Raw genomic sequence first — 24,649 nt, 5'->3', positions numbered from 1 at the left:
CCAAACGTTTTGCTGGTACTTTTGCGCTGTAAAATTCAAGATTATGACATTAAGTGCGGATATCAAAAAACTAGAGCGTCGCTTTGTGCCCAAAGACTTTGTGGTGACCACCTGGGAATCTTTGGAGCCTTTTTTCAAGGATCTGGCAGAGCGCCCGATTGACAACAAAGCTGCATTGGAGCAGTGGATGAGGGATATGAGTGAAGTTGAAGCTGTTGTGAGTGAAGATGCCTGTTGGCGACAGATCAAAATGACTTGCGATACAACCGACCCCAAGCTGGAAGAAGCATTTACTTATTTCTGCATGGAAATTCAACCCAAGTTACAGCCCTATGCCGATCAACTCAATAAGAAACTGATCAATTCGCCTTTTATCAAGGAATTGGATCAGCAGAAATATTTTACCTATCTCCGTGGCGTTAAGAAAAGCATCGACCTATTCCGGGAAGCGAATATCCCATTGCAGGCAGAATTAAGTGTCATGCAACAACAGTATGGCGCTATCGCCGGTAAAATGACGGTAGAAGTGAATGGAGAGGAATATACTTTACAACAAGCTGCTAAATTTTTGGAAAGCCATGATCGTGAATTGCGTGAACAAGTGTATCGTAAAATTCAAGAACGGAGGCTGCAGGATAAAGATGCAATGCATGATTTGTATACGCAACTCATCACAAAGAGACATCAGGTAGCACAAAATGCAGGTTACGCTAATTATCGTGATTACAAGTTTGTAGAACTCGGTCGTTTCGATTATACCAAAGAAGATTGCTTTCAATTTCATGAAGCCGTGAAATTGCATGTGCTGCCACTAATTGAAAAAATTTATCTGAAGAAAAAGGAAAAATTGGGATTGGATGTCCTTCGTCCATGGGATACAGAAGCAGAACCCGAAGGTGTTCAACCTTTGAAACCTTTTAGCAACGGACAAGACCTCTATGAAAAATCTGTGGCTTGTTTTGAACAATTGAATCCTTTTTTTGCTAACTGTTTGCGCAAGATGAATGAACTCGGGCATTTTGATCTGGAAAGCAGAAAGGGAAAAGCGCCGGGAGGATATAATTGTCCACTTACAGAAAGTGGGGCACCTTTTATTTTTATGAATGCAGCCGGACAAATGAGTGATGTCACCACCATGGTACATGAAGGTGGACATGCCATTCATTCTTTTTTGGCGCATGAATTGGAGCTGAGTGCTTTCAAAGAGTACCCAATGGAGATTGCCGAAGTAGCCAGTATGGCGATGGAATTATTCAGTATGAATCATTGGCAGGCATTTTTTGATAGCGAAGAAGACCTGAAGAGAGCGAAAGAACATCAGTTGGAAAGAACGATTACGATTTTCCCATGGATTGCAATTATTGATAAGTTCCAGCATTGGGTATATGAACATCCCACACATGCGGTTGCCGAAAGAACTGCAAAATGGATGGAGATATTACAAGAGTTTTCAACAAATAGTATTGATTATACGGGATTAGATATGTATCGTGAGATGGGCTGGCAGCGTCAGTTGCATTTGTTTGAAGTACCTTTTTATTATATCGAATATGGTATTGCGCAATTGGGGGCAATCGGATTATGGATGCAGTATCAGGAAAATCCGCAACAAGCTTTAGATCATTATATCAAAGCCCTTTCATTAGGCGGAACTCGTACACTGCCTGAACTCTATGCAGCTGCTGGGTTAAAGTTTGATCTTTCACCTGCACATATTAAGACTTTGATGGAGTTTACGGCGAAAGAGATGGAGAAGCTTGTTTAATAATTATTATAAATTTTACAGCAATCGGTTGCCAAATCGGCAGCCGATTTTTATTGCTATTCACGATTTAATTCATTAACGATGTGACTCTTAGTATCCATCTTCTCATGAAGTATGCGAACGATGAATAGCGTATTTTCTTTATCTAAATAATAAAAAATGATGTGTCGATTTACTTTGTACCCTTTAATCAATACATCTAACTGTAAATACTTTTTTCCCAATGAGGGATTGATCGATACAGCCTCGAATGCTTGTATGATCTCATTATAATATCAATCTGCTTGTTTTTCAGACCAGACTTTCAGACTGTAGTTCCATATATCTGAAAGATCATCCAGTGCTTTTTTGCAATAATACAATTAGCCACCTGTCTTTACTGACTGTAAAGATTTCAGGTGTTTTTTCGGATCAAAGTTTTTGACTGCCCCGCTTTTTATACCTTCTTCTAATGCTTTTTTTAAAGCTGTCACTTTTGTTTCTTCTTCTTCCAATAACCGTAAGCCAGCACGAATAACTTCACTTGCATTTTTATACCTTCCTTCTTCGACTTTTGCGTCTACAAATTTTTCAAAATAATCTCCAAGAGATACAGATGTATTCCTACCCATAAAACCTATTTCGGATAAAGTTACCAAATTTTGGTAACTTTTTAAATTGCTTCTAATTAGCTTCATTTGTTGAGTTTGGGGAGAATGATAGTATTTTTTTGAATCATCAAATCTACATTCAACCTATCCGTACCAAGCGTAGTTTAAAAAATCAGGTATTTATACTAAGTAGTAATAATAGCAAAAGGTATCCGTTTATGATACCTTTTGCTACTAATAAGTTTATTTAATTAGCTTTCAGCTCAACTCTTTTTTGCTCCTCACCCATAGCTTACTACTCGCCTTTTTTGCCTAATAAGTAAGTGGGAATCGGATGTTCTTTGAGGAATATAATGAGTTCCTCATGTTTTTTAATCATTTCATCCGAGTAAATAGGATCAGGTATGTTGGCACTGACTACACCCTTTGGTTCGTAGTCTTTTTCTATATCTTTTAGTTGTATCATTGGATTTATTTTATTTGAAATTACCATTTCTTTTTTGAACATAAAATGCTTGATAGTTTCTTTTAGGTGAAAAAACTTCCCACTGGTTATTAATAAAGCCATAAATCTTTAGATAAGCTTGTATTACTGAAATATTCTTATTGATACCTATTTGATACAATCTTGTCCTAGACGGAGTGCTTCCCTTTGCAAACACCATACTATTCGGATAACAATGAATAAAATCCAAAACTGTACATGCAACGGTATTTAATACTTTATCTCTGTCACCATTATTTGAAATATTAATTACGTTCAGTTTGTTAGTGATTGGATCCCAATCACCAAATTCTAAACTGAAATAATTTTCTTGAATATTTCCAATCTTGCGAAAAAGAACCAGTTTGTGAATATTTCTATGATGGCTGCTACTGATAAAGCTGAACCGAGTTCTATTTCGATTCGTTTCATAGTCATAACATTCATACACCATTTTGCAAATTTATTATCAACTCCTCCGTACCAAGCGTAGTTTAAAAAATCAGGTATTTATACGAAGTAGTAATAACGGCTACAAAAAAAGGTATCACGTGAATGATACCTTTTAAATACATTTTTTGCCATTAATTAAGCATCCGGCTTAGGCTTCTGCTCTCCACCTTGATTTCCCTGTGGTCTTGGACCTTGCCTCCTTCCTTGATTCCCTTGTGGTCTTGGACCTTGCCCCCCCCTTCCTTGATTCCCTTGTGGTCTTGAACCTTGTGGCTTATTGTCTTGCTGTGGTCTTGGACCTTGTCCTCTCGCTCCTTGCTGCTGCGGTCCATTTCTTCTATCACCACGCTGCTGATCTTTTCTACGTTTATCATTGCGCTCCAGACTGCGTAAACTAATTTGTCCAACTACATCTACAAAAGCAGGTTCTACTTCTTTAGGTTTACTGCTGGTGACTTCTACCGGCTGTAGTTCTTCTACTTTTTGTCCTTGCTGATTCAGGCGTTTGATTTCCTTCACACGCTGAATGGTGAGTGGGTAGTGTTTGGTATTGTTGGGTAATACATACCACATCAAATTTTTGAAAATATCTTTCTTGATGAGATATGCAGGACCCATCGCTGTATCCAATTGATCGGCATAATCGGGAAAATGTTGCAACGCATCCAAATAAGTATCCAACTCATAATTCAAACAACATTTCAAACGGCCACACTGTCCGCTGAGTTTGGTTTGATTGATGGATAAATTCTGGTAACGTGCAGCGGTTGTATTTACACTTTTAAAATCATGCAACCAAGTACTGCAACACAGTTCACGGCCACAGCTTCCAATACCACCTACTTTCGCCGCTTCCTGACGGATACCAATCTGACGCATTTCTACTTTTACCTTGAAATCATTCGCATATTGCTTGATGAGTTCACGGAAATCAACACGATCATCGGCTGTATAAAAGAAAGTAGCTTTTTTGCCATCGGCCTGTACTTCTACTTCACTTAGTTTCATTTCCAGATTCAGGGTACGTGCCATCGCCCTGCTTCTTGCCAGCATTTCTTTCTCTCTGGATTTACTGATCTGAAAACTTTCAATATCTCTTTCGGTACTTCTGCGGAGAATTTTTTTCATTTCAGGGTTGAACTCATCCACCCCTTTTTTCTTCATTTGAATACGAACCAGTTCTCCTGTCAAACTCACTTCGCCCACATCAAATCCACTTACGCCTTCTACGGTTACATAATCACCTTTCTCAAAAAATTGTAGTGTTGTATTGCGGAAGAATTCTTTGCGACTGCCTTGTTTGAAACTTACTTCTACTACTTTACATGAACTTTCAGGGTCGCTGAAAGGAAGGTTCATCAGCCAATCGTGTACATTCAAACGATTACAGCCACCTGTGCTGCAACCGCCGTTGCTTTTACATCCGTTCGGTTTACCCGTTCCACATGATCCACATCCCATATTAAAATCATTAATCAGGTTAATAACTGAATAGGGGAAATTTTATTGTGCGTAGACTGTAGTACTGCTATGTGGCTGCGGTTCTGTCACTCACTTCAACATTCTGTACACTGGTAATCAGTGATTTACGATGATAGGATGGTCAAATAACCGTTCATATTTTCAGTGGTATGATGGATCAGCACTTAGCAAATAATACAAAACACAATTCCCCCGCTCTATTTCTCCAAACCCATGTTTGGAGCTATCCGTTCAAAATTAGGGTTTTGTTCTGAATGATGTGATAGAGTTTCAGGGTTAAAGCCTGAAACAGCATTTTGGCATTGGCATTTCGCTCAATATAATAGGAAGCCCGATCCAGTTCCTCTATAATGGCTTGTTGCTGACTTACAGCGGCTATTTTATTCAATCTGTTCGCAAAATCGCGTTCCTGATCACCGGCTGCCACCTGTTCAGACCCCATTACCCGTATCCGGATACTCATTTCCAGCAAGTGATTGAAATAGCGCAGAAACTGCTTTTGTTTCTCCCGTCCCAATTCACTGATCTCTGCCGTAAACTTAATCTGGGCTAATGGACCACCCTTTAAAGTAGCATTGAGCCAATCGCGCAGTAAACTTTGCCAGTCTTCTTCAGCATGTTGTAATAACTGCAGCGCCTCCCTATAATTCCCCTCAGCTATGGCGGCAATTTGTTTAGCAGTATCCGGATTGGCTTTTGCCCTTTCGATGAGCGCCCGTTCAATTTCAGCATCTTCCGGCATGGGAATTTTTACCAGCTGACAACGGCTTAAGATAGTAGGCAGTACCTGTTCATCATTTTCTGCCACCAGAATAAATAAGGTATTGGGTGGCGGCTCTTCGATCAGTTTTAATAAAATATTTCCTTCCTTCCCCAAATACTCAGGCATCCACATCACCAATACCTTATAGTCACTTTCAAAGCTTTTCAAACTCAGTTTATGAATGATTTCATTACATTCCCTTACCGTGATATTTCCTTGCTTGTTTTCGGCACCAATGAATTGTAACCAATCATAAACATTTCCATAAGGATATTGCTGAATAAACTCACGCCATTCCGAAATGTAATCTGTACTGATCGGTTTGTCACCCGCTTTTTTGGGGATCACCGGGTAAGAAAAATGCAAATCAGGATGCATCAGTTGTGCAGCTCTAGCAAATGCAGGTTGGCTATGAATATCCTCGGGTGAAATATAAGCCGGGCCCGCTTCCATGGGTGTGAACCCACCAAACAAATCTGCAACAGGTTCGCTAGCATTGGGCTGACAAATCACAAACTGTGCGAAAGCCAGTGCTAAGGGTAAAGCACCACTACCTTCTTTACCCAAAAAGAGTAGAGCATGACTCAACCGATTCTGTTGAACCATTTCAGCCAGGTGTTGCTTTACAGCCGCTTGCCCTATGATGTCTTTGAATAACATGTACAGAACGAAAGTAAGGGAACTGTTGAATTAATCAGAACAGTGTGGGGAAGTTTCATTCAAGTATCGGATGATGAGGATGCGCTTGGGAAAATCAGTTCTTTACTGTAAGTTGTAAACGCATATGAAAAAAGAAAAAAGCATCTGGAAAGTCATCACTGCATCTTCCCTTGGAACTTTGATCGAGTGGTATGATTTTTACATTTTTGGAAGTCTGGCTACTGTTATTGCCGGACAATTTTTTCCAAAGACCAATCCAACCGCTGCTTTGCTTTCCACCTTGGCCACATTTGCTGCCGGGTTTATTGTTCGTCCGTTTGGGGCCTTGGTATTTGGCAGACTGGGAGATATTGTTGGAAGAAAATATACTTTTCTGCTAACACTCGTCTTAATGGGCGGCTCTACTTTTGCTATTGGATTGGTTCCTTCTTATGAAACTATTGGGTTTGCGGCTCCTTTGATCGTTTTATTATTACGCTTATTACAAGGACTTGCACTGGGGGGTGAGTATGGAGGCGCCGCTACTTATGTGGCAGAACATGCGCCAAAAGAACGAAGAGGATATTTTACTTCTTGGATACAAACCACAGCAACACTTGGTCTCTTTGTTTCATTAGGCGTTATTCTTATTACCCGGCATGCATTGGATGATGATCCACAAGCATCTATCGCCAAATTCAATGACTGGGGATGGCGTATTCCTTTTTTATTATCAATTGTATTGGTGATCGTTTCTATCTATATACGTTTGAAGATGCAAGAGTCTCCTTTGTTTTCACAATTGAAAGCAGAGGGGAAAACAGCTACCAATCCTTTGAAAGAAAGTTTCGGTCATAAAGCCAATTTGAAAATGGTTTTATTGGCATTGTTTGGCGCTACGATGGGACAAGGCGTTGTTTGGTACACAGGGCAGTTTTATGCCCAATCTTTTTTGGAGAATGTATGTAAGATTGATTTTGATCAGTCGCGAACCATCTTGATTTGGGCCATACTTTTTGGCACTCCTTTTTTTGTATTCTTCGGTCATTGGAGTGATAAAGTGGGAAGGAAGTGGATCATGTTGGCAGGGATGTTTTTAGCTGTTGTAACCTACAAACCTTTGTTTCAGCAATTATTGCAGTTGAGTGATGTTGAACAAAAAACTGAAATAACGGAAGAGAGAACAGAACAAACGACACTACAACCAATTGCCGGCTCAACCGATTCTGTACGCACCATTGAAATACATCAATCCTATACTGACGGAACTCAATTGCATGTGATCGCAAAAGACACATTGTATGATGATTACAATAAGTATACAAAACCAATCGTACAACAAACCAAACAATTGGGCAGTGGTGTTTATTGGAAAATGGTAGCAATTGTTTTTGTGATGATCATCTATGTTACAATGGTCTATGGACCTATTGCGGCTTTTCTGGTAGAATTATTTCCTACCAGAATTCGTTATACCTCTATGTCACTGCCTTATCATATTGGCAATGGTGTATTTGGTGGATTAACACCTTTTATTGCAACACTATTGACTACCATCTATACAGGCGATCCATTGGTGGGATTGATGTATCCGATCATCATTGCAGGTGTTTGTGTATTGGTAGGAGCCATTTATTTGAGTAACCGGAAAACCATCCATTAAAATATTCAACATGACACAACTGAAAAGAATAGCCGGTATTGTATGGATGTTGTTAGGTCCATTAGCAGTTTTCTTTTTGATTCGTACAGCATCTTCAGAAATAGCAGCAAAGCCTTCAGCGGATACCTGGATCCAGTGGGGTGTTTTTGTGTTGGTATTCTTGCCGATCGCTTTTGCACTGAGTTTGTTTGGATATTATGCTGTGAAAGGTGAGTATGATCAAGAAGATTAAACCTTTATTGTATTGTTTTGATAAAACAAACAAGTCTACTCACTTCTCTAAATCCGGCTTGTTGATGAAATAGTTGACTGATTTGATTATCTATTTCTGTGTCCGATGCCAATTGGGTTAGTCCCATAGAACTAGCCCATGTTTCTCCACTTGATAACAATGCCGATGCTATCTGTTTTTTTCTATAAGCAGGCCTCACATAGATGCCTTCCAAATAAGCAGTATTATTTGATTCAGCACCTTCTACATGGTCGTATCTTATACTGATATGAATAAAACCTACATACGCATCATCTATTTTTACCAAAGCACAATAGTCTTTTGCTGAATGCATCAATTGTTCCCATTGATTTTTTTCTTCATCATAGTCGCAGTCTGGCCAGAGTTCTAGACTGAGTATAGTAAGTGCAGCAACTGTTTGTTCAGATACTAATTCTATTGAATAAGTCTGTTCATGCATGGATGAAACAAGTTGATTATCAGTTATAAATATCTTGATTATTCAGTGTAAATAGTCATTGTTTTTGCTGATCTATTTTTATCTTTTCTTTCACCCGCGCTACCCCTTGAATTTATATCTTTACCGCATGTCTATTGAAGTTAACGGTATTATCAAAACCTATGGCAGTCAAAAAGCAGTGAATGCGATTTCTTTTTCAGCCCAAAAAGGCGGGGTCATTGGATTTCTCGGTCCGAATGGAGCGGGAAAAAGTACGACTATGAAAATGATCACCGGATACTTATTGCCGGATACAGGTACTATTCAGGTTTGTGGGATAGACGTGCAGAAAGATCCGGTGGCAGCCAAACGAAAAATTGGCTATTTACCGGAAGCAAATCCTTTGTATTATGACATGTATGTAAAAGAGTACTTGTCATTTATTGGAGGTGTTCATCAATTGGATCAGGTGTCAAAGGCGGTAGATCGAGCCATTCAATTAACAGGGTTGGGTACGGAAGTACATAAAAAAACCGGACAACTATCCAAAGGATATAAGCAACGTGTGGGATTGGCTGCGGCATTGATTCACGATCCGGAAGTATTGATCTTGGATGAGCCTACCAGTGGTTTAGACCCTAATCAAATCATTGAAATCAGGAATGTGATCAAAGAGCAGGGAAAAGAAAAAACCATCCTGTTTTCATCGCATATTCTTCAGGAAGTTCAGGCTATTTGTGAGCGGGTAATCATCATTGATAAAGGCAATATTGTAGCCGATGATGAGGTGCGCAATCTGCTGCAACATAAAGGGAATACATTGGAAGAAGTGTTCCGTAACCTAACGGCTACACAACCAACCGTCTAATTCCGTAAATTGCAACATCATTTATCAACCCAATTGATCATTTAAACAAGCAACCGAAATGAGCTACATTATTGAAGTACACGCCCGTCAAATACTCGACAGTCGTGGTAACCCCACTGTAGAAGTAGATGTATTAACCGATGACGGAGCCTTAGGCCGAGCCGCTGTTCCGAGTGGTGCCAGTACAGGTATTCACGAAGCTGTAGAACTTCGCGATAACGATAAAAAGAAATACGTAGGAAAAGGCGTTCTCAAAGCTGTGAAGAACGTAAACGATACCATTGCTGATGCGATAGTTGGCTTTGATGTGGCTGCACAAGCTGCGATTGATGATGCCATGATCGCATTGGATGGCACTGCCAACAAAAGTAAATTAGGTGCTAATGCCATGCTCGCTGTAAGTATGGCGGTGGCGAAAGCTGCTGCAGAAGAAGCTGGATTACCATTGTATCGTTATATCGGTGGTACCAATGCCAAAACATTGCCTATTCCGATGATGAATATCTTGAATGGTGGTGCACACGCAGATAATAAAATCGATTTTCAGGAATTTATGATCATGCCTATCGGTGCGTCATCTTTCAGTGAAGGCTTACGTTGGGGTGTTGAAATTTTCCATACGCTGAAAAGTGTATTGAAGAAAAAAGGATATAGTACCAATGTGGGTGATGAAGGTGGATTTGCTCCCAATATTCAAAGCAATGAAGAAGCCATTGAAACCGTATTGGAATCAATCCAAGCTGCAGGTTATAAAACCGGTTCTCAGATCGTGATAGCCATGGATGCTGCGAATAGTGAGCTGTGGGATGCCAAGAAGAAAAAATATGTATTCCACAAGAGCAATGGTAAGATATTGAGCAGTGATGAACTCGTGAAATATTGGGAAAAATGGGTAAAGCAATACCCAATCGTTTCTATTGAAGATGGTATGGCTGAAGATGATTGGAATGGTTGGAAAGCCCTTACACAAGCCATTGGCAGCAAATGTCAGTTAGTAGGTGATGATTTGTTTGTTACCAATGTAAACCGTTTACAAACCGGAATCGATAAAAGTATTGCCAATGGATTGCTGGTAAAAGTGAACCAGATCGGTACTTTAACAGAAACCATCAATGCTGTAACACTGGCGCAACACAATGGGTATAATACCATCATGAGTCATCGTAGTGGTGAAACAGAAGATACTACCATTGCAGATCTGGCAGTAGCATTGAATTGCGGACAAATTAAAACAGGTTCTGCATCTCGTACCGATCGTATCGCCAAATACAACCAATTGATCCGTATCGAAGAAATGCTGGGAGAAACAGCAGTGTATCCGAAGGGTAAGGTGAAGTTTGGGAAATAAATTTTAGCCGCAAGCTGCACGCTACAAGCTTCAAGCAAGGAAAATATTTCTACTTGTGGCTTGTAGCGTACAGCTTGCAGCTTTTCTCCTATTTTTGAATTATGAAAAAACTCACTTCCATCATCACCAACAAATACTTCCTAGCCGGGGGCTTTTTTGTGGTATGGATGCTGTTCTTTGATCAGCGTGATTTTTTTCAACAAAGAGAACGGAATGCCGAACTCAAAAAGTTAGAAGCCAAGAAGCAATACTATCTCGACGAAATCAATAAGACCCAACAGGAATTAAACGATATACAAAGCAACCCCGCTGCGCTCGAAAAATTTGCCCGTGAACGCTATCTCATGAAAAAAGACGGGGAAGATATTTTTATCATTGAAGATTCTGTAGAAGCGAAATAAGCTTCAGGCGGCAAGCTACAAGCTGCAAGTTTTATTGAAAATTAATAAATTGATTTTCAGTAAGTTATCCCTATTTCTTAGTAATTCTTTGATTTGAATGACTAAATTACTGATTACGGAAAGGCCTGCCGCAATAATATTGTTTCGCCTCCCGTTTTAGTACATACCGTATCCTCTTAGCTCAATTAATATAACCCTGTTATGAAAAAGTTTACAGAAGAGGATTTGATATTGTACCTGTATAAGGAGTGTTCACCTGCCATGGAAAAAGCAGTAGACGAAGCGCTGGAAGAGGGAGATATTGAATTAACCGAGAAACTGTCAGTTTTAGAAAGAAGCATTCGTCAGTTAGATCAACTGAAAATGAAGTCTCCTTCTAAACTTTCTATCAAAACCATTATGGATCATGCACGTTCGGTAATAAGAAAGAAATAAACTTGTGGCTTGAATGATTGTTTGTAAGCCACAGATTCATCCGCCTTGGTGAACGAATCTGTGGCTTAATCATTTACATCCGTCGAAGTCTTTATTTTTGAAGTGGTTATGACAAAAAAAGAACGATACGCTCAAGTCATTGAGTATTTCAGCAAACAAATACCCGTTGCTGAAACAGAATTGGTGTATGATAATCCCTTTCAGTTATTGGTGGCAGTCATATTATCGGCGCAGTGTACCGACAAAAGAGTGAACATGACTACCCCGGCCATTTTCGCTCATTACCCGTCGCCACATACCATGGCGCAAGCCAGCTTTGATGATTTATTTCCGCTTATTAGAAGTATCTCATATCCCAATAATAAAACCAAACACCTCATCGGAATGGCCAATATGCTTCTCGATCAGTTCAATGGTGAAGTACCCATGACAGTAGAAGAGTTGGTGAAATTACCGGGTGTTGGAAGAAAAACAGCCAATGTAATTACCAGTGTCATCGATCAACAACCCAATATGGCTGTTGATACACATGTGTTTCGGGTAAGCAAAAGATTAGGATTGGTCACTGAAAAAGCAAGTACTCCCTTGGCTGTCGAAAAAGAACTGATCAAATACATCCCGGAAGAATTGGTCCACAAAGCGCATCACTGGCTAATACTTCACGGACGATATACCTGTCTTGCCCGAAATCCCCAATGCAACAATTGTGGGCTTACGACAGTTTGTAGGTTCTATGCTAAAAACAAGAAAGGGGATCTGTGATTTTTTGATCTTTGATTTCTTGATTGAAGAAAAAGTTTATGTACAAATCAAGAAATCAAAGATCAAAAAATCACAGATTAAAAATCAAATCCTATTGCAAAATAGTAAACCGGCGCTCCCTTAAATATGCCCTTCATCGGCCAGCCTGCATCAAACTTCATGAAATAGCCCAACAAGGTACTACGAGCACCAAATCCATAACCACCGGCAAATGGGCCGAGTCCACCTGCATCAATACGAACGATCACAGGTGAGTTAGGGTCACTGATAACATCACCCGGACGTTTAATACCATTGTATTTACCATTCCACGCAGTTCCTAAATCCAGGAATTGAACCAATTGGAAGTTTCTCAGGAAAGCATTATTGATGGGTCGGTTAATGAGTGTAGAGAACAGTGGAAATCTAAACTCACTGTTGATCACAAATGCATTATTACCATTGGCAATATTCTGTCTGTAGCCACGCATATTCACAGCCAAAGACTGGAAAGCATAAGACTGATCCGGTGCCGGTGTATTTTGATTATTGAACTTAGGTCCAATCCATCCATCCACACCACCGAGGTAGTAAATGAGTTTTTGTCCACCCCATGAGAAATCAGCAGCGGCACGTCCGGCCCAAATGAAATTGCGATAGATTTTATGATAGTAGCGTCCATCAAAACCGAAATTGAATGTGCCTTTTCCATTGTTCAAAGCAGTTTTGAAAGTTGGCATATTTACATCGAAATAGACTTTATAGCGCAAGCCATTCCAAATATTCTGTGTTGGATTAATGGTATTATCGTGTACATATTCAATTCTGGAAACAATATACCTGCTGATCGTATCCTGGAATGCCAATGCACCCGGATCCGGTGAACCACTGGCATTATCAAACGAACGAAGGATGCCACGATCTGTTCTCAATGCAACAGTAGCGCGCAAACTCTTCACTTCATTGAAAGGATAAGTGATATTACCCTGATACAGGTTTGTAATCAACATACTGTTGAAAGGTGTGTTGAAGAAGTTGGTAACATTACTTCTGTAGTAAGTCATTCCCCAATCAAAACGTTTACGCAAATTTTGATAAGAGAAGAATACATCTTTATCACTCAAGTTGGTTCCAAATCGGAAGCCCCCTACAAATTTCTGGTCTTCAAATAAATCACTCACGCCCACACGGAAGGTGAAATTGAAATCATTACCATTGTTCAGTTGAATAGGTCCTGAACCTCCTGCATAAGGCTGATACCTGTTGACAAGTACATTATTGGTAAATCCACTAAGGATATAATCACTGCTGAATTTTAAACTGTAATCATACAGACGCGATCTTTCTAAAACAGATTTCTTTTGTGTAATCACTTCAGTATCATACCTGCGTGAACTGTCTGGTTTTTCATTCGCAAACTCATTTTGGAAAAAGTCTTTCGAAGCACGGTTGGTAGTGTCATTGGTGGCAACACCGTTGTTATAAATGATCGCTTTACCATCTACTGCTTTTTTCTCATCCATGATTCGTTTCATGTATTCTGTAGGTCGGCTATTGACATTTCGCTTATTCAAAGCCTGTTCATCTACACGCAGTTTATACAAGAATTTAAAATCACCTTCTCTTCTTACCTCACTTACTTGCCCGTTATCACCCGCAATTCTGGTTTCGAGTAAGGAGCTTTGATAATTCGTGATGGGGAAGGTATAGGTAGAGTCTTTATATACTTGGAAATAACTAACACTGTCCGGTTCATCTTTTTGCCATGCGCGTAATGTTGAGTCGAATTCTTTAGGAGAAGGATTTCTCAACAATTCTTCACCGATATAATATAAAGTATCCAATCCATCTCGTTTGGTAGAAAAGAAACCGGCCCAACGATTACCTATACCATTCTCATCTGCTACAAATGTGAAGTGATTGGTATTGTATTGCATTGGATAAGATGCATTACCATATTTCAAATTCGTTAATTGGGTAATCTGTTTTTGTTTGCTGGTATTCAGGATATCCACCATGAATACATTAAATCGATAGTTACTGGGCAGTACGGTATCGGCATTGGGCGCAACAGGGGAAGGTCTGTTTGAACTAAAGATGATTCCTGAGCGATTGGGGAAAGAAACAAAAGTGGGGTTCAAATCATCGTACACATCATCTGTGATCTGCTCCAGTTTATTTTGTTCGATCTTATAAGTAAAGATATCACTATGTCCATTTTTCACAGCACTGAAAATAAGTGAGTTGGCATCCAGCATAAAACTTGCATCCAGTATCTGATCTACACCTTCAATTTCCTGCTTGTATCTTTTGATGCGTGCAATCAGATCATATACAAACATTTTGATTTTGCCATCTTCCCAATAAGCAACCAATAAACGAGTGCCTTTTCCGTCCCATGCCAGAATCGGATAATTGGGATTGATATCACCCTGATTGGTTCTTACGCCACTTTTCAACAATATTTTGCCATCATAAAAATTCTCCATCAATTTCACGCAATAAATTCCTTTGTTGAATTCTACTACGGCGTAAGTAGTGCTACGTGGATTTGGATTGGCTTGAAAGCGGATGAAATCTTTTTTGGTTACTTCTTCAGAAACATTCAGTTGTCCTCTGGGTGCATTTCTTCTCTGACGAATATCTTTCGAATAACGCTCTTGTTGAAATTGCATGAAGTCTTCCAACACTTCCTTGAATTTCTTTTTGCATACACGCATGCAAGCCTGATTCAGGTTTTTATAGATACGTGCGAGATATAATAGGTAAGTGATATTTTCTTTACGGTATTTTTCACCGATATACTGCCAAAATGAGTGTCCTGCAAGAATGGGCTTTTCAAAAGCAAACTGATAAAAGGAACGATAAGTACCACTGAGTATGGCACTTTTGAGTTCATCATCTTTGGTAGTACTCCATGACTCAGCAGCATAGGAAACATATCCATCTACCAACCATTTCGGCAAATCCAAGAGCGCTTGGTTACTGGCAAATTCGCCAATATCATCTCCAAATAATAAATTATCAGTTAATACCCTGGCAATGCCTTCTCTGATTTGTCGCTTCAGGTTGGCATGATTACCATCAAAATACACGACAATTTTATTATTCACCAGCTTGGTAAGTCCGCCTGAATTCTGCCAATCAATACCCAAACCGATATTGCTACTTTTATAATCATTGTAATTATTGTACACAACGATATTAGCACGACGTTGTAAGGAATATTCAATAAAGTTTTCCAATGAACGAAGCTCTTCTTCGGCAACTTGGGCAGCAAATTTGCCTAGTTCTACACCACCTTGACTGGTGTATGTATTAAAATTGGGTGACTGATAGAACTTCCATATCAGTTTTTTATGTTGTACCCTGTTTTTCCCAAATTCAACTGAGTTTACCTGGGCCATGGAAAGGACTGGAAATAAAAAAATGGCTAAAACCCATCCTTTCATCATTCGATTCAATTGCATATCCGAACTTTAGTGTTTTAAAATTAGTCAATTACCCTGTAAAACCTTCATAAAAAACGTTATGCTCAAGGTAAAGGCCTTTATTTTCAGCCCTGTTCAGGAAAACACCTATGTGCTTTATAATGAACAAGGCAAAGCTATTATAATTGATCCCGGTTGTTACTTTTCCGCTGAACAGGAAACGTTAAAAAACTTTATAAAAGATACGAAGCTGGATCCTGTTCAGTTGCTCAATACACATTGTCATTTAGACCATGTTTTTGGTAACAAATGGGTGTATGATGAGTTCAATCTGGAACTTTATTTACATCCCTTGGAAGAACAGGTATTAGCTCATGCTCCACGTTCCGGAGAACGTTGGGGGCTTCCTTTTGAAAATTATGACGGCCCCTTACACTTTCTTCAGGAAGGAGATACCGTGAATCTGGGAAATGATGCTTTGCAGGTGATTTGGGCACCCGGACACTCACCGGGAAGCATCTGTTTTTACCATCAAGAACAACAACTATTGATTGGAGGAGATGTATTGTTCCATCAAAGTATTGGCAGAACCGACCTACCGGGCGGAGACCATCAAACCTTGCTTAATAGTATTCGGGAGAAATTATGGGTATTGCCGGATGAGGTCAAAGTATTCCCAGGTCATGGTATTACCACCACTATCGGTTATGAAAAAAGAAACAATCCATTTTTAGTTTGACCCGCTCCCATTTTCCATAGCCTTATTAAAGGCCATGATGAAAATGGCACCTAGGTTTTTGTGTGGTGGAATATAGTCTTCAAACTTTTCTTTGTACCCGCCGGTTACGCGGTTCTGAAGTTTTTGCCAGATCTCCTCCCACACCAGATCTTTATTCAGTCTGATTTGGTCAGTAATAGCATCAATCAAAGCTTGATTGAGTACACCGGCTGCTACTTGTTTGGAAGATATAATATGGGCGCTTGGACAAATATCCAATACCAAATTTAGTTTTTGATAGCCTCCGCAACTACCCAACAAGACCACTTTGGCAGAAGGAGCCAGTTGGTCAATGGTTTGTTGGAGATAATAGCTGTGTCCGCGATGGATGACCATGGTTGGCTGTAACCCGTTCGTCTCTAAATAATAGTTGAGACTGTCTTGTGCCATTGCATCTAGGTCTTTGGTTTCATCAAGTGGGAGGTTTGCATAGATGGTTACGGGTGTACCACGCGCAGAACTGATCTCTACCCAATAAGGTTTTCGAACGATACGCCAATTGCTATTGCTAAAACGAGCCAGAAATGCACCAAAGTAACTTTCTGCATCTTTATCGCCATAAGCGTATTGCTGAATGATGATTCTTCCTGAAGCATTCTGTAATTCTTTTAATGGCATATTGTATACCGTGTTGATACCAAGAGATGCAGAAAGATTTGTTTTGCCGGATGAATCTGCAGAAACGAAAATAGTGTTGAGTAAATGATAAATCACTTCTCCTCTTTTATCTTGCTGCGTTTTACTGCTTCGAAGATTTTGTTGTACCTGCGATAGTATGAGTTTGCGGATATCTTTATTATAAATACTGGCATAAGAATCTGCTACATCAACGGCATCTTCTAGTGAGCCGGTTTTCTCTAATCCATTAACAAAATTCCGTACTAGTTTTTGAGCAGCAGGCTTACTCATGCGTTTCAAAAAATCATCGAGTGTATTATAAGCTGCCGACATTTTTAAAAACTTACGATAAAAATCATAATGCAATGTTTGTAAGAGGGAATCAGCATCTCCATTTTTAAAGCGTGCAAAAATGCGAGGGTACACTCCTGAAACAAAACTGGAAGTATAAATTTCCTCTTCTCCCAATACGGCTAAATAATAGAGTTCCTGTGGATTTAATGAATCTATTTTCTTAAAGCGAATAATAGGATTTGATTCATCATGTAAAGCATTGATTTCATTGATATATAGTTCTACAGCTTTACTACGAAGCTTACCCACCAAGGTTTTGGCAGCCATAGGGGTATCGCCTTTCCTCATTCTTTCAGCATAGCCTATCCTAGTTTTCACCAATAATTTATAATAGTTATCAGAAGACTCATTGTTCAATATTGGCGCAATTTGATTGATGGTGATTTTATTTTGATAGAGATCATCCAAAAAAGGAAAATACATTCTACCATTTTTTGACCTAGCCAATGTTGCGATCAATTTCACCAAAGGATGTTGTACCTGCTGAATTTTTTGTCCGAGTGCATTCGGTGCAGCAGCATAATTATAGAGTTCTTCCTGATTCCGGAATGCGCTGATGGTAATCAAACTATCGGCGTATCGATTATTGGGGAAACGAGTAAGTACTTTGAGGATATTATCAGGCTCACGTTGACATGTCTTCAAAACCAATACATCTTTTGCTGCTTCTATACCGCTATTGTTTTTTAAGCAATAATTTTGGATCAATACATTACCGATCTCTAATTCATTTTGTTCAATTACTGGAAGAATTGATTTTCCGTCCAGTTCCAATAGCATACACTCATAAAAGGCTTTGATAAGTCCGGGATACATGATATTGCGGATGATGCGGGCCTGCCATGCAGATTGAAAGCCGGTAAGCAAATCATTGATACCTCTTAGCCAGGTATATTTTTCATTATCACTCAGCTTCGAACTCGATTCAACTATTGCACGCATATTGTGTACATAGGTTCGAATGCTTTTATGGATGGACTGATTGAGTTTAGGATCATTGGTGACAGGGAAAACAGTATCAGCAATACTGCTCAGTTTGGCAATATTGCGAAGACTGGTTTCGATATACGAATGGTGTACCTCACGCATCAACGGAATGGGCGGCATGGCCATTTCCTGTTGTGCAAAAGAAGTGATGGATACAGCCCATAACAGAACGATCAGGTAAAATTTCTTCATGCTCATACACTTATACAAAAATACTGCCAAATGATGGAATAGGAGGATTTGCATAAAAAGGCTTCCAACTCCCTCATTTAGACAGCTTAAAAGCGGCGTAATCAGTTAACAATAACATAATAGTGCCAAAAACCTTTTATGCCAATGTTTAAAATTAATTTTGTGTAAACATAAGGTTAACAATGGAAGGCAAGCCGAAACAGATTTTGATTGCAGACGACGAGCAAGACATATTAGAGATCATCTCTTATAACCTCACCAAAGAAGGGTATGAGGTCTACACCGCCAAAGATGGAAACGAAGCCATCGAAAAAGCCAAGCAAATTCATCCCGACCTGATCATTTTGGATATCATGATGCCCAAAAAAACGGGTGTGGAAGTTTGCCAGATACTCCGTTCACAACCTTTGTTTCAGGATACTTTGATCATTTTCCTAACCGCTCTCAGTGATGAAGCCTCTCAAATTAAAGGACTGGAAACGGGTGCTGATGATTATGTAAGCAAACCCATTAGCCCGAAAGTACTGGTGAGTCGCGTCAACGCATTATTCAGACGCGTGAATTCAAAAGACACCGGTAAAACCATCAAAATCGCCAATATTCAGATCGATCCTGTAAAATTCAATGTTATCATTGATGAACAGGAAGTGGTGTTGGCAAAAAAAGAGTTTGAGTTGCTGTATTTGCTCGCATCTCGTCCGGGAAGAGTTTTCCTTCGTAATGAAATCCTTTCGCAGATCTGGGGTAATGATGTAATCGTAGGCGACAGAACCATTGACGTTCATATCCGCAAAGTGCGTCAGAAGTTGGGAGTGGATTGTATTACAACGGTTAAAGGGGTTGGATATAAGTTTGAGCTGTGAGCTGTAGGCTACACGCCGCAAGCTTCAAGCCCATGCCACAAGTGATTGTATGGTGCTACTTCAAAATTCATTATTCTTCATTTCTCTGTTCCTTATTTCTTATTCTTTATTTCTGATTTCTCTCTTTCCCTACCTTAGTGGTAATGTTCAAAACAAAGAATCTTTCTCCGCAACAGTTATCGGCATTTACTGCTTTGATTTTGTCGATTCCTATTTCATTAGGCATTTGGATTATTGAGCCAGATTGGAAAATAGCGGTGGGTTCTTTGGTATTGACTTTTTTAGGTAGTTATTTACTGATCAGAACGGTATTAGAGTCTTTTATCTATCGCAAAATCAAGTTGATCTATAAATTCATCTATCAAACAAAAGCAAGCAAAAGAGAAGAAACTTATTACAAATATATCTTACCGCAAAAAGGAATTGATGAGGTGAGAGAAGATGTAGAAAAATGGGCGGAACAAAGAAGTGCAGAGATTGAATTACTCAAAAACAATGAAGCATACCGCAAAGAATTTCTGCAGAACCTGGCACATGAATTTAAAACACCCATTTTCGCTATTCAAGGATATGTAGATACGCTATTAAGTGGCGCGATGGAATCGCCTGATGTACGTAAACGTTTCTTGGAAAATACAGCCAGGAATGTAGACCGCATGGTGAACCTTGTGAAAGATCTGGATGAGATATCCAGACTGGAAAGCGGGGAACAGCCTTTGTATAAAGAGAATTTTGTGATCCAGGAATTGATCAAAGAAGTGTATGAAACACTGTCTATTAAAACAACTGCTAAAAATATCAAGTGTTCTATAAAAAAAGGTTGCGAATATCCAATCACAGTATTTGCAGATCAAGAGAAGATCAGACAGGTCATGAATAATCTCTTGGAGAATGCAGTGAAATATGGTAAGCAGGATGGAACCATTGTTGCGAGTATTTATCGAACGGATGATGAACACGTATTAATTGAATTTAGTGATGATGGTATTGGTATTGCTGAAGAACATTTACCCAGAATATTCGAACGATTTTACCGTACAGATCGAGGTAGGAGCAGAGATAAAGGAGGTACCGGACTCGGACTAGCCATCTGTAAACATATCATTGAAGCCCACGGACAAACCATGCATGTTCGTAGTAAACTGGATGTAGGAACTACGATTGGGTTTACGTTGGATGCGAAGAGGGAATGAGGGGAGGTGAGAGGTGAAACGTGAAAAGGATGATTTCCTACTATGGTCCTTAGTAAAGTTTTCCCTTTCACCTTTCACTTCCCCCCTCCCACGCAAAGCCCCGATAGACATCGGGGCCGACACATGAGAAAATCTACTTTCGTTGCTCAATTACGATAAACTGCGTTGCAAAATTGCAGGGGCTGTGTTAACCGGAAATGTCCTAAATGAGAACAAACCGTTAACGATTGCGATTAGGTACATATACAGAAATTCAGCAAATTTTAATGTTACCTAATTATTAATTCCTTGTTTTCCTTTCTACATCGGTACCGTAAGCCTATTTTTGCGTAAATTTTAACCTATGGGTATCAATACTTTCGGCCGTTTGTTCATGCCAAAAAATAAAGTTTTCTATGAATTATTTGAAGATGTAGCCGAAAAAGTGCACGAAATGGGCTTGAAACTCAAGGAGATGGTGAGTGAACCCGATAATAACAAACGTGCAGCGGTACTGGCTCAGATTGAAGACCTGGAGCATAAAAACGACGATAATACCCACCGCATTTTTACTGAATTAGGCAGAAATTTCATCACCCCGTTCGATCGTGAAGACATCCACTACCTGGCAACAGCTTTGGATGATATTGCCGATTATATTTTCGCATCTTCTAAAAAGATCAATTTCTACAGTGTAAATCCGAATGATACCGGTATTCAGAAAATGGCGGATCTGATCCTGCAGGGTACCATCGAGATCAAAAAAGCGGTGAATGGACTACGTGATATGAAGAACCTGCGTGAGATGACCGAGGCGATGGTAAAAGTAAACAGCATCGAGAACCAGGCTGATGATGTATTTGATATGAGTATTGAAATGTTGTTCCAGCAAGAGAATGACTTTAAAGAAGTGATCAAGAAAAGAGAAATTTATCAGGTCATGGAAATTGCGACTGATAAATGTGAAGACGCAGCCAATGTAATTGAATCTATTATTATTAAGTATGCTTAAAGTGAAAAGTGAAAGGTGAAAAGTGAAATGATTTTTGTTTCACTTTTCACCTTTCACCTTTCACTTTTTCTCCCCAGAAAAATCAACCCTATGTTCACCCTCCTGGTCATCATCATTGTTCTGGCTTTTATCTTCGATTATATCAATGGGTTTCATGATGCGGCAAACTCTATTGCTACCATCGTTTCAACAAAAGTATTGACGCCATTTCAGGCGGTACTTTGGGCTGCTATATTCAACTTTGCAGCCTTCTTTATTTCGAAATACCTGATCGGGGAATTTAAAATTGGTAATACGATTGCTAAATCTGTCAACGAAAATTTTATCACACTCGAAGTTATTCTGGCAGGGTTGATTGCAGCCATCACTTGGAATCTGGTTACTTGGTGGTTTGGTATTCCCTCTAGCTCATCACATACTTTATTGGGTGGTTTTATGGGGGCAGCATTAGCACATGCGGGTGGCTTTAGTGAAGGTGGAATTGATGTGGTAAACTATGCTAAAGTCATTCCAACATTCTTATTCATTTTCATGGCTCCATTGATAGGGATGTTTATGGCATTTTTCATTACCATTTTAATTGTGCACCTCTGCAAACGAGCCAATCCGTATAAAGCAGAAACTTGGTTTAAAAGACTTCAGTTGGTTTCATCTGCAGCATTTAGTTTAGGGCATGGTGGTAATGATGCGCAAAAAGTAATGGGTATTATTGGAGCTGCCATTATTTACTACGAAAAATCATTGGGTGTGGATATGACATTCAATCAATTTGTAACTGAGTATAGCTGGGTACCTTTTTGTAGTTTTCTTGTGATCGGATTGGGAACCATGAGTGGAGGATGGAAAATTGTTAAGACGATGGGTACTAGAATTACAAAAGTAACGCCACTGGAAGGGGTAAGTGCTGAAACAGCAGGAGCTATTACTTTATTCCTCACAGAGAAATTAGCCATCCCGGTAAGTACTACTCATACCATTACAGGGGCTATCATAGGTGTAGGTGCCACTAAACGATTGAGCGCAGTACGTTGGGGAGTAACGGTGAATCTTCTTTGGGCATGGATTTTAACCATTCCTGTTTCTGCTGCTATGGCAGCATTGATTTACTATATCATCAAATTTTTTATCTGATTCTAAGCAGAGCTATGTATTTTGCCGTATCAAGTTTTGAACATGGCAAAAATATTGGTTACTGGAGGCTGCGGATATATTGGTTCACATACCATTGTGGATCTGATCGAAAATGGATATGACGTGATTTCTATTGATGATCAATCACGGTCCACCCCTTATCCAATCACTGGCATACAATTGATCACAGGTAAGCGTATCAAGAATTATAAAGTCGATCTCAAGAATTTTGATGAAACCTTAGCTGTATTTCAAGAGAATCCCGACATCAGTGCAGTGATTCATTTTGCAGCATATAAAGCAGTCGGTGAATCGGTAGAACAACCTTTATTGTATTATGAAAATAATATGGGTTCGCTGGTTAGTATTTTGAAATGCGTGAAGGAGTTTAATATTCAGCAGCTGGTATTTTCCTCTTCCTGTACAGTATATGGTAATCCAGATCGGTTTCCTGTAACCGAAGAAACAGCTTTGCAACAAGCAGCTTCACCATACGGGGCCACCAAACAAATGGGGGAACAAATGCTTCGTGATTTTGCGCAAGCTTCAAATACCCAAGTCGTTTTATTACGTTATTTCAATCCGGTAGGAGCCCATCCTTCTTGTCTGATTGGCGAATTGCCTTTAGGAAAGCCACAAAATCTGGTTCCTGTTATTACACAAACCGCAATCGGTAAATTACCGAAGATGATGGTATATGGTAATGATTACCAAACACGAGATGGTAGTTGTATCCGTGATTATATCCATGTATCAGATATCGCGCATGCCCATACGCTTGCTGTTGACTATTTACGAGCTGGTAATAATCAATACAATTGTGAAGTATTTAACCTCGGCACCGGTAATGGGATCACCGTACTGGAAGCCATTCATACATTTGAGAAAGTAAGTGGTCAACAATTGAATTATGAAATGGGGCCAAGAAGACCGGGTGATATTGAAGCAATCTATGCCAACAATGAAAAAGCCATACACCAACTTGGCTGGACAATTCGTTACGACCTAGAACAGATGATGCATACCGCTTGGGCATGGGAGCAAAAAATCAAAAAAGAAGAAGACAGCATCAACAAAAACTAAAGATCAATTTGATTTTTTGAGGGCGTTATAATGCGCAAATAATTTGATCAGATCTGTTTCTTTTTTAGTCTTGAGTTTATGCGCCAGCAGATAATTATTCATCGCAATAGCGTCTTTTCCAAATAAACGAATTAGTTCTGTTGGTTCAGCCGGTAATGCAATCAATCCGTTGGTAGGTATATAAGAATAATACACTTCTTTTTTTGTGTAAGTCCTGATAATATTCACCCCGTTATAAGGTTGCTTGTCTTGAAATGTTACGGATGTATGTTTCAATAATATCGCAGCACCGGAATCAAGCATTTCATATAAAGTGAATTCATTTTGTTTATCTATAGGGGGGAATCCACTTCTAAAAATATATTTCTGTCCTTCACGGAAGAGTTCAATACGTTGAAAAGGTTTAATGACAGTCATTTCCTGTCCATCTTCTGTTTTAAATAATAACTGACCTGTTAGATAATTGATCTTCACCGGAACACGGTGGTAGCTTTTCCCATTCAGTAATTGAATCGTGCTTTCCAAATAGTCATTGGCAAAAAATGGGGAGCCTTCTTCTTCAAAACCACGAGTAGGTTTAAAAGGTTGGCCATTCCCGTCGTTCATGAACTGGATGGTTTCTTTTGTATGGCGCAAAGGATCTATCCTTTCAAAACTCTGAGCTAAAGCTACATAACTCATAAAACTGGTGGTGAGTAGTAGCAAAATATGTTTTTTCATATGCA

24 protein-coding genes are annotated in these 24,649 nt (G+C 39.4%); 14 read left to right on the top strand and 10 right to left on the bottom strand.

Annotated features, from left to right (window positions below):
* The first annotated feature begins 43 nt into the window (after positions 1–43).
* Entirely contained in the window at positions 44–1,765 is a 1,722-nt protein-coding gene (locus ACTIEV_RS07120) for a M3 family oligoendopeptidase (protein WP_322197059.1), read from the top strand.
* A gap of 56 nt (positions 1,766–1,821) precedes the next feature.
* On the opposite strand, the gene ACTIEV_RS07115 is transcribed toward ACTIEV_RS07120, so the two are convergent.
* The 6 genes from ACTIEV_RS07115 to ACTIEV_RS07090 form a co-directional block, all read right to left on the bottom strand.
* Complete coding sequence (locus tag ACTIEV_RS07115; protein WP_416194691.1) at positions 1,822–2,025, bottom strand: type II toxin-antitoxin system RelE/ParE family toxin; 204 nt, start codon at positions 2,023–2,025, stop codon at positions 1,822–1,824.
* A 102-nt stretch (positions 2,026–2,127) separates the two neighbouring features.
* The gene (locus tag ACTIEV_RS07110) at positions 2,128–2,442 is read right to left on the bottom strand and encodes a type II toxin-antitoxin system ParD family antitoxin (RefSeq protein ID WP_322197058.1); all 315 of its coding nucleotides are present in this window, start codon (positions 2,440–2,442) and stop codon (positions 2,128–2,130) included.
* Between the two features lie 208 nt (positions 2,443–2,650).
* The gene (locus ACTIEV_RS07105) at positions 2,651–2,923 is read right to left on the bottom strand and encodes a hypothetical protein (RefSeq protein WP_322197057.1); all 273 of its coding nucleotides are present in this window, start codon (positions 2,921–2,923) and stop codon (positions 2,651–2,653) included.
* Positions 2,832–3,293, bottom strand: a complete 462-nt coding sequence (locus tag ACTIEV_RS07100; protein WP_416194690.1) for a DUF6934 family protein — start codon at positions 3,291–3,293, stop codon at positions 2,832–2,834. Before ACTIEV_RS07100 ends, ACTIEV_RS07105 begins: the two co-directional genes overlap by 92 nt.
* A 134-nt stretch (positions 3,294–3,427) precedes the next feature.
* Entirely contained in the window at positions 3,428–4,753 is a 1,326-nt protein-coding gene (ricT, locus tag ACTIEV_RS07095; RefSeq protein WP_322197056.1) for a regulatory iron-sulfur-containing complex subunit RicT, read from the bottom strand.
* A gap of 244 nt (positions 4,754–4,997) precedes the next feature.
* Entirely contained in the window at positions 4,998–6,197 is a 1,200-nt protein-coding gene (locus tag ACTIEV_RS07090; RefSeq protein ID WP_439516297.1) for an ATP-binding protein, read from the bottom strand.
* Positions 6,198–6,321: 124 nt separating this feature from the next.
* Here ACTIEV_RS07090 and ACTIEV_RS07085 point away from each other — a divergent pair, with 124 nt between their 5' ends.
* Positions 6,322–7,839: an MFS transporter gene (locus tag ACTIEV_RS07085; protein ID WP_439516296.1), complete on the top strand. Its 1,518-nt coding sequence runs from the start codon at positions 6,322–6,324 to the stop codon at positions 7,837–7,839.
* Positions 7,840–7,849: 10 nt separating this feature from the next.
* On the top strand, positions 7,850–8,071 hold the full coding sequence (locus tag ACTIEV_RS07080; RefSeq protein WP_178888568.1) for a DUF6814 family protein: 222 nt from the start codon (positions 7,850–7,852) through the stop codon (positions 8,069–8,071).
* Positions 8,072–8,075: 4 nt separating this feature from the next.
* Here ACTIEV_RS07080 and aac(6') read toward each other — a convergent pair whose 3' ends face one another.
* Complete coding sequence (aac(6'), locus tag ACTIEV_RS07075) at positions 8,076–8,531, bottom strand: aminoglycoside 6'-N-acetyltransferase (protein WP_178888567.1); 456 nt, start codon at positions 8,529–8,531, stop codon at positions 8,076–8,078.
* Between the two features lie 127 nt (positions 8,532–8,658).
* On the opposite strand from aac(6'), the gene ACTIEV_RS07070 reads away from it, so the two are divergent.
* From ACTIEV_RS07070 to nth, 5 genes are all read left to right on the top strand, one after another.
* Entirely contained in the window at positions 8,659–9,378 is a 720-nt protein-coding gene (locus ACTIEV_RS07070; RefSeq protein WP_178888566.1) for an ATP-binding cassette domain-containing protein, read from the top strand.
* 58 nt (positions 9,379–9,436) lie between these two features.
* Positions 9,437–10,726 (top strand): phosphopyruvate hydratase, encoded by a 1,290-nt coding sequence (gene eno, locus ACTIEV_RS07065; protein ID WP_178888565.1) that lies wholly within the window; start codon positions 9,437–9,439, stop codon positions 10,724–10,726.
* 101 nt (positions 10,727–10,827) lie between these two features.
* Positions 10,828–11,127, top strand: a complete 300-nt coding sequence (locus ACTIEV_RS07060) for a septum formation initiator family protein (RefSeq protein ID WP_178888564.1) — start codon at positions 10,828–10,830, stop codon at positions 11,125–11,127.
* Positions 11,128–11,328: 201 nt separating this feature from the next.
* Positions 11,329–11,562: a hypothetical protein gene (locus ACTIEV_RS07055; RefSeq protein WP_322197050.1), complete on the top strand. Its 234-nt coding sequence runs from the start codon at positions 11,329–11,331 to the stop codon at positions 11,560–11,562.
* Positions 11,563–11,670: 108 nt separating this feature from the next.
* Positions 11,671–12,324 carry an endonuclease III gene (gene nth / locus ACTIEV_RS07050; protein WP_439516295.1) on the top strand — a complete coding sequence of 218 codons (654 nt, stop codon included), beginning with the start codon at positions 11,671–11,673 and terminating at the stop codon, positions 12,322–12,324.
* A 77-nt stretch (positions 12,325–12,401) separates the two neighbouring features.
* Here nth and ACTIEV_RS07045 read toward each other — a convergent pair whose 3' ends face one another.
* Positions 12,402–15,773: a hypothetical protein gene (locus tag ACTIEV_RS07045; protein WP_439516294.1), complete on the bottom strand. Its 3,372-nt coding sequence runs from the start codon at positions 15,771–15,773 to the stop codon at positions 12,402–12,404.
* A gap of 61 nt (positions 15,774–15,834) precedes the next feature.
* Between ACTIEV_RS07045 and ACTIEV_RS07040 the strand changes: the two genes are divergently transcribed.
* Complete coding sequence (locus tag ACTIEV_RS07040) at positions 15,835–16,473, top strand: MBL fold metallo-hydrolase (RefSeq protein WP_322197047.1); 639 nt, start codon at positions 15,835–15,837, stop codon at positions 16,471–16,473.
* Here the strand turns inward: ACTIEV_RS07040 and ACTIEV_RS07035 are convergent.
* The gene (locus tag ACTIEV_RS07035) at positions 16,465–18,663 is read right to left on the bottom strand and encodes a hypothetical protein (RefSeq protein ID WP_322197046.1); all 2,199 of its coding nucleotides are present in this window, start codon (positions 18,661–18,663) and stop codon (positions 16,465–16,467) included. The two genes, ACTIEV_RS07040 and ACTIEV_RS07035, sit on opposite strands and share 9 nt — an antisense overlap.
* Before the next feature lie 182 nt (positions 18,664–18,845).
* Between ACTIEV_RS07035 and ACTIEV_RS07030 the strand changes: the two genes are divergently transcribed.
* The 5 genes from ACTIEV_RS07030 (at position 18,846) to galE (ending at position 23,924) form a co-directional block, all read left to right on the top strand.
* The gene (locus tag ACTIEV_RS07030; RefSeq protein WP_178888559.1) at positions 18,846–19,526 is read left to right on the top strand and encodes a response regulator; all 681 of its coding nucleotides are present in this window, start codon (positions 18,846–18,848) and stop codon (positions 19,524–19,526) included.
* Positions 19,527–19,669: 143 nt separating this feature from the next.
* On the top strand, positions 19,670–20,719 hold the full coding sequence (locus ACTIEV_RS07025; protein ID WP_250686563.1) for a sensor histidine kinase: 1,050 nt from the start codon (positions 19,670–19,672) through the stop codon (positions 20,717–20,719).
* A 343-nt stretch (positions 20,720–21,062) separates the two neighbouring features.
* Complete coding sequence (locus ACTIEV_RS07020) at positions 21,063–21,710, top strand: DUF47 domain-containing protein (RefSeq protein WP_178888557.1); 648 nt, start codon at positions 21,063–21,065, stop codon at positions 21,708–21,710.
* Positions 21,711–21,800: 90 nt separating this feature from the next.
* Positions 21,801–22,841 (top strand): inorganic phosphate transporter, encoded by a 1,041-nt coding sequence (locus ACTIEV_RS07015; protein WP_322197045.1) that lies wholly within the window; start codon positions 21,801–21,803, stop codon positions 22,839–22,841.
* Between the two features lie 42 nt (positions 22,842–22,883).
* Positions 22,884–23,924, top strand: coding sequence for a UDP-glucose 4-epimerase GalE (gene galE / locus ACTIEV_RS07010; protein WP_322197044.1), 1,041 nt, complete (start codon positions 22,884–22,886; stop codon positions 23,922–23,924).
* Positions 23,925–23,927: 3 nt separating this feature from the next.
* On the opposite strand, the gene ACTIEV_RS07005 is transcribed toward galE, so the two are convergent.
* A complete protein-coding gene (locus tag ACTIEV_RS07005; RefSeq protein ID WP_322197043.1) occupies positions 23,928–24,644 on the bottom strand; it encodes a hypothetical protein in 717 nt (238 codons plus the stop codon).
* Between the last annotated feature and the right edge of the window lie 5 nt (positions 24,645–24,649).

Source organism: Sediminibacterium sp., assembly GCF_051861365.1.
Taxonomy (GTDB): Bacteria; Bacteroidota; Bacteroidia; order Chitinophagales; family Chitinophagaceae; genus Sediminibacterium.
The sequence above is the reverse complement of the archived record's forward strand: the minus strand, read 5'-3'. Positions and strand labels throughout refer to the sequence as shown.

What these genes read in the sequence shown, in the direction of transcription:
- ACTIEV_RS07085 (WP_439516296.1), top strand. Translation starts at nt 6,322, where the DNA reads ATGAAAAAAGAAAAAAGCATCTGGAAAGTCATCACTGCATCTTCCCTT.
- nth (WP_439516295.1), top strand. Translation starts at nt 11,671, where the DNA reads ATGACAAAAAAAGAACGATACGCTCAAGTCATTGAGTATTTCAGCAAA.
- ricT (WP_322197056.1), bottom strand. Translation starts at nt 4,753, where the DNA reads ATGGGATGTGGATCATGTGGAACGGGTAAACCGAACGGATGTAAAAGC.
- ACTIEV_RS07110 (WP_322197058.1), bottom strand. Translation starts at nt 2,442, where the DNA reads ATGAAGCTAATTAGAAGCAATTTAAAAAGTTACCAAAATTTGGTAACT.
- ACTIEV_RS07055 (WP_322197050.1), top strand. Translation starts at nt 11,329, where the DNA reads ATGAAAAAGTTTACAGAAGAGGATTTGATATTGTACCTGTATAAGGAG.
- ACTIEV_RS07070 (WP_178888566.1), top strand. Translation starts at nt 8,659, where the DNA reads ATGTCTATTGAAGTTAACGGTATTATCAAAACCTATGGCAGTCAAAAA.
- ACTIEV_RS07060 (WP_178888564.1), top strand. Translation starts at nt 10,828, where the DNA reads ATGAAAAAACTCACTTCCATCATCACCAACAAATACTTCCTAGCCGGG.
- ACTIEV_RS07015 (WP_322197045.1), top strand. Translation starts at nt 21,801, where the DNA reads ATGTTCACCCTCCTGGTCATCATCATTGTTCTGGCTTTTATCTTCGAT.
- eno (WP_178888565.1), top strand. Translation starts at nt 9,437, where the DNA reads ATGAGCTACATTATTGAAGTACACGCCCGTCAAATACTCGACAGTCGT.
- galE (WP_322197044.1), top strand. Translation starts at nt 22,884, where the DNA reads ATGGCAAAAATATTGGTTACTGGAGGCTGCGGATATATTGGTTCACAT.
- ACTIEV_RS07025 (WP_250686563.1), top strand. Translation starts at nt 19,670, where the DNA reads ATGTTCAAAACAAAGAATCTTTCTCCGCAACAGTTATCGGCATTTACT.
- ACTIEV_RS07030 (WP_178888559.1), top strand. Translation starts at nt 18,846, where the DNA reads ATGGAAGGCAAGCCGAAACAGATTTTGATTGCAGACGACGAGCAAGAC.
- ACTIEV_RS07090 (WP_439516297.1), bottom strand. Translation starts at nt 6,197, where the DNA reads ATGTTATTCAAAGACATCATAGGGCAAGCGGCTGTAAAGCAACACCTG.
- ACTIEV_RS07080 (WP_178888568.1), top strand. Translation starts at nt 7,850, where the DNA reads ATGACACAACTGAAAAGAATAGCCGGTATTGTATGGATGTTGTTAGGT.
- ACTIEV_RS07120 (WP_322197059.1), top strand. Translation starts at nt 44, where the DNA reads ATGACATTAAGTGCGGATATCAAAAAACTAGAGCGTCGCTTTGTGCCC.
- ACTIEV_RS07040 (WP_322197047.1), top strand. Translation starts at nt 15,835, where the DNA reads ATGCTCAAGGTAAAGGCCTTTATTTTCAGCCCTGTTCAGGAAAACACC.
- ACTIEV_RS07045 (WP_439516294.1), bottom strand. Translation starts at nt 15,773, where the DNA reads ATGCAATTGAATCGAATGATGAAAGGATGGGTTTTAGCCATTTTTTTA.
- ACTIEV_RS07100 (WP_416194690.1), bottom strand. Translation starts at nt 3,293, where the DNA reads ATGGTGTATGAATGTTATGACTATGAAACGAATCGAAATAGAACTCGG.
- ACTIEV_RS07020 (WP_178888557.1), top strand. Translation starts at nt 21,063, where the DNA reads ATGGGTATCAATACTTTCGGCCGTTTGTTCATGCCAAAAAATAAAGTT.
- ACTIEV_RS07105 (WP_322197057.1), bottom strand. Translation starts at nt 2,923, where the DNA reads ATGGCTTTATTAATAACCAGTGGGAAGTTTTTTCACCTAAAAGAAACT.
- ACTIEV_RS07005 (WP_322197043.1), bottom strand. Translation starts at nt 24,644, where the DNA reads ATGAAAAAACATATTTTGCTACTACTCACCACCAGTTTTATGAGTTAT.
- ACTIEV_RS07035 (WP_322197046.1), bottom strand. Translation starts at nt 18,663, where the DNA reads ATGAAGAAATTTTACCTGATCGTTCTGTTATGGGCTGTATCCATCACT.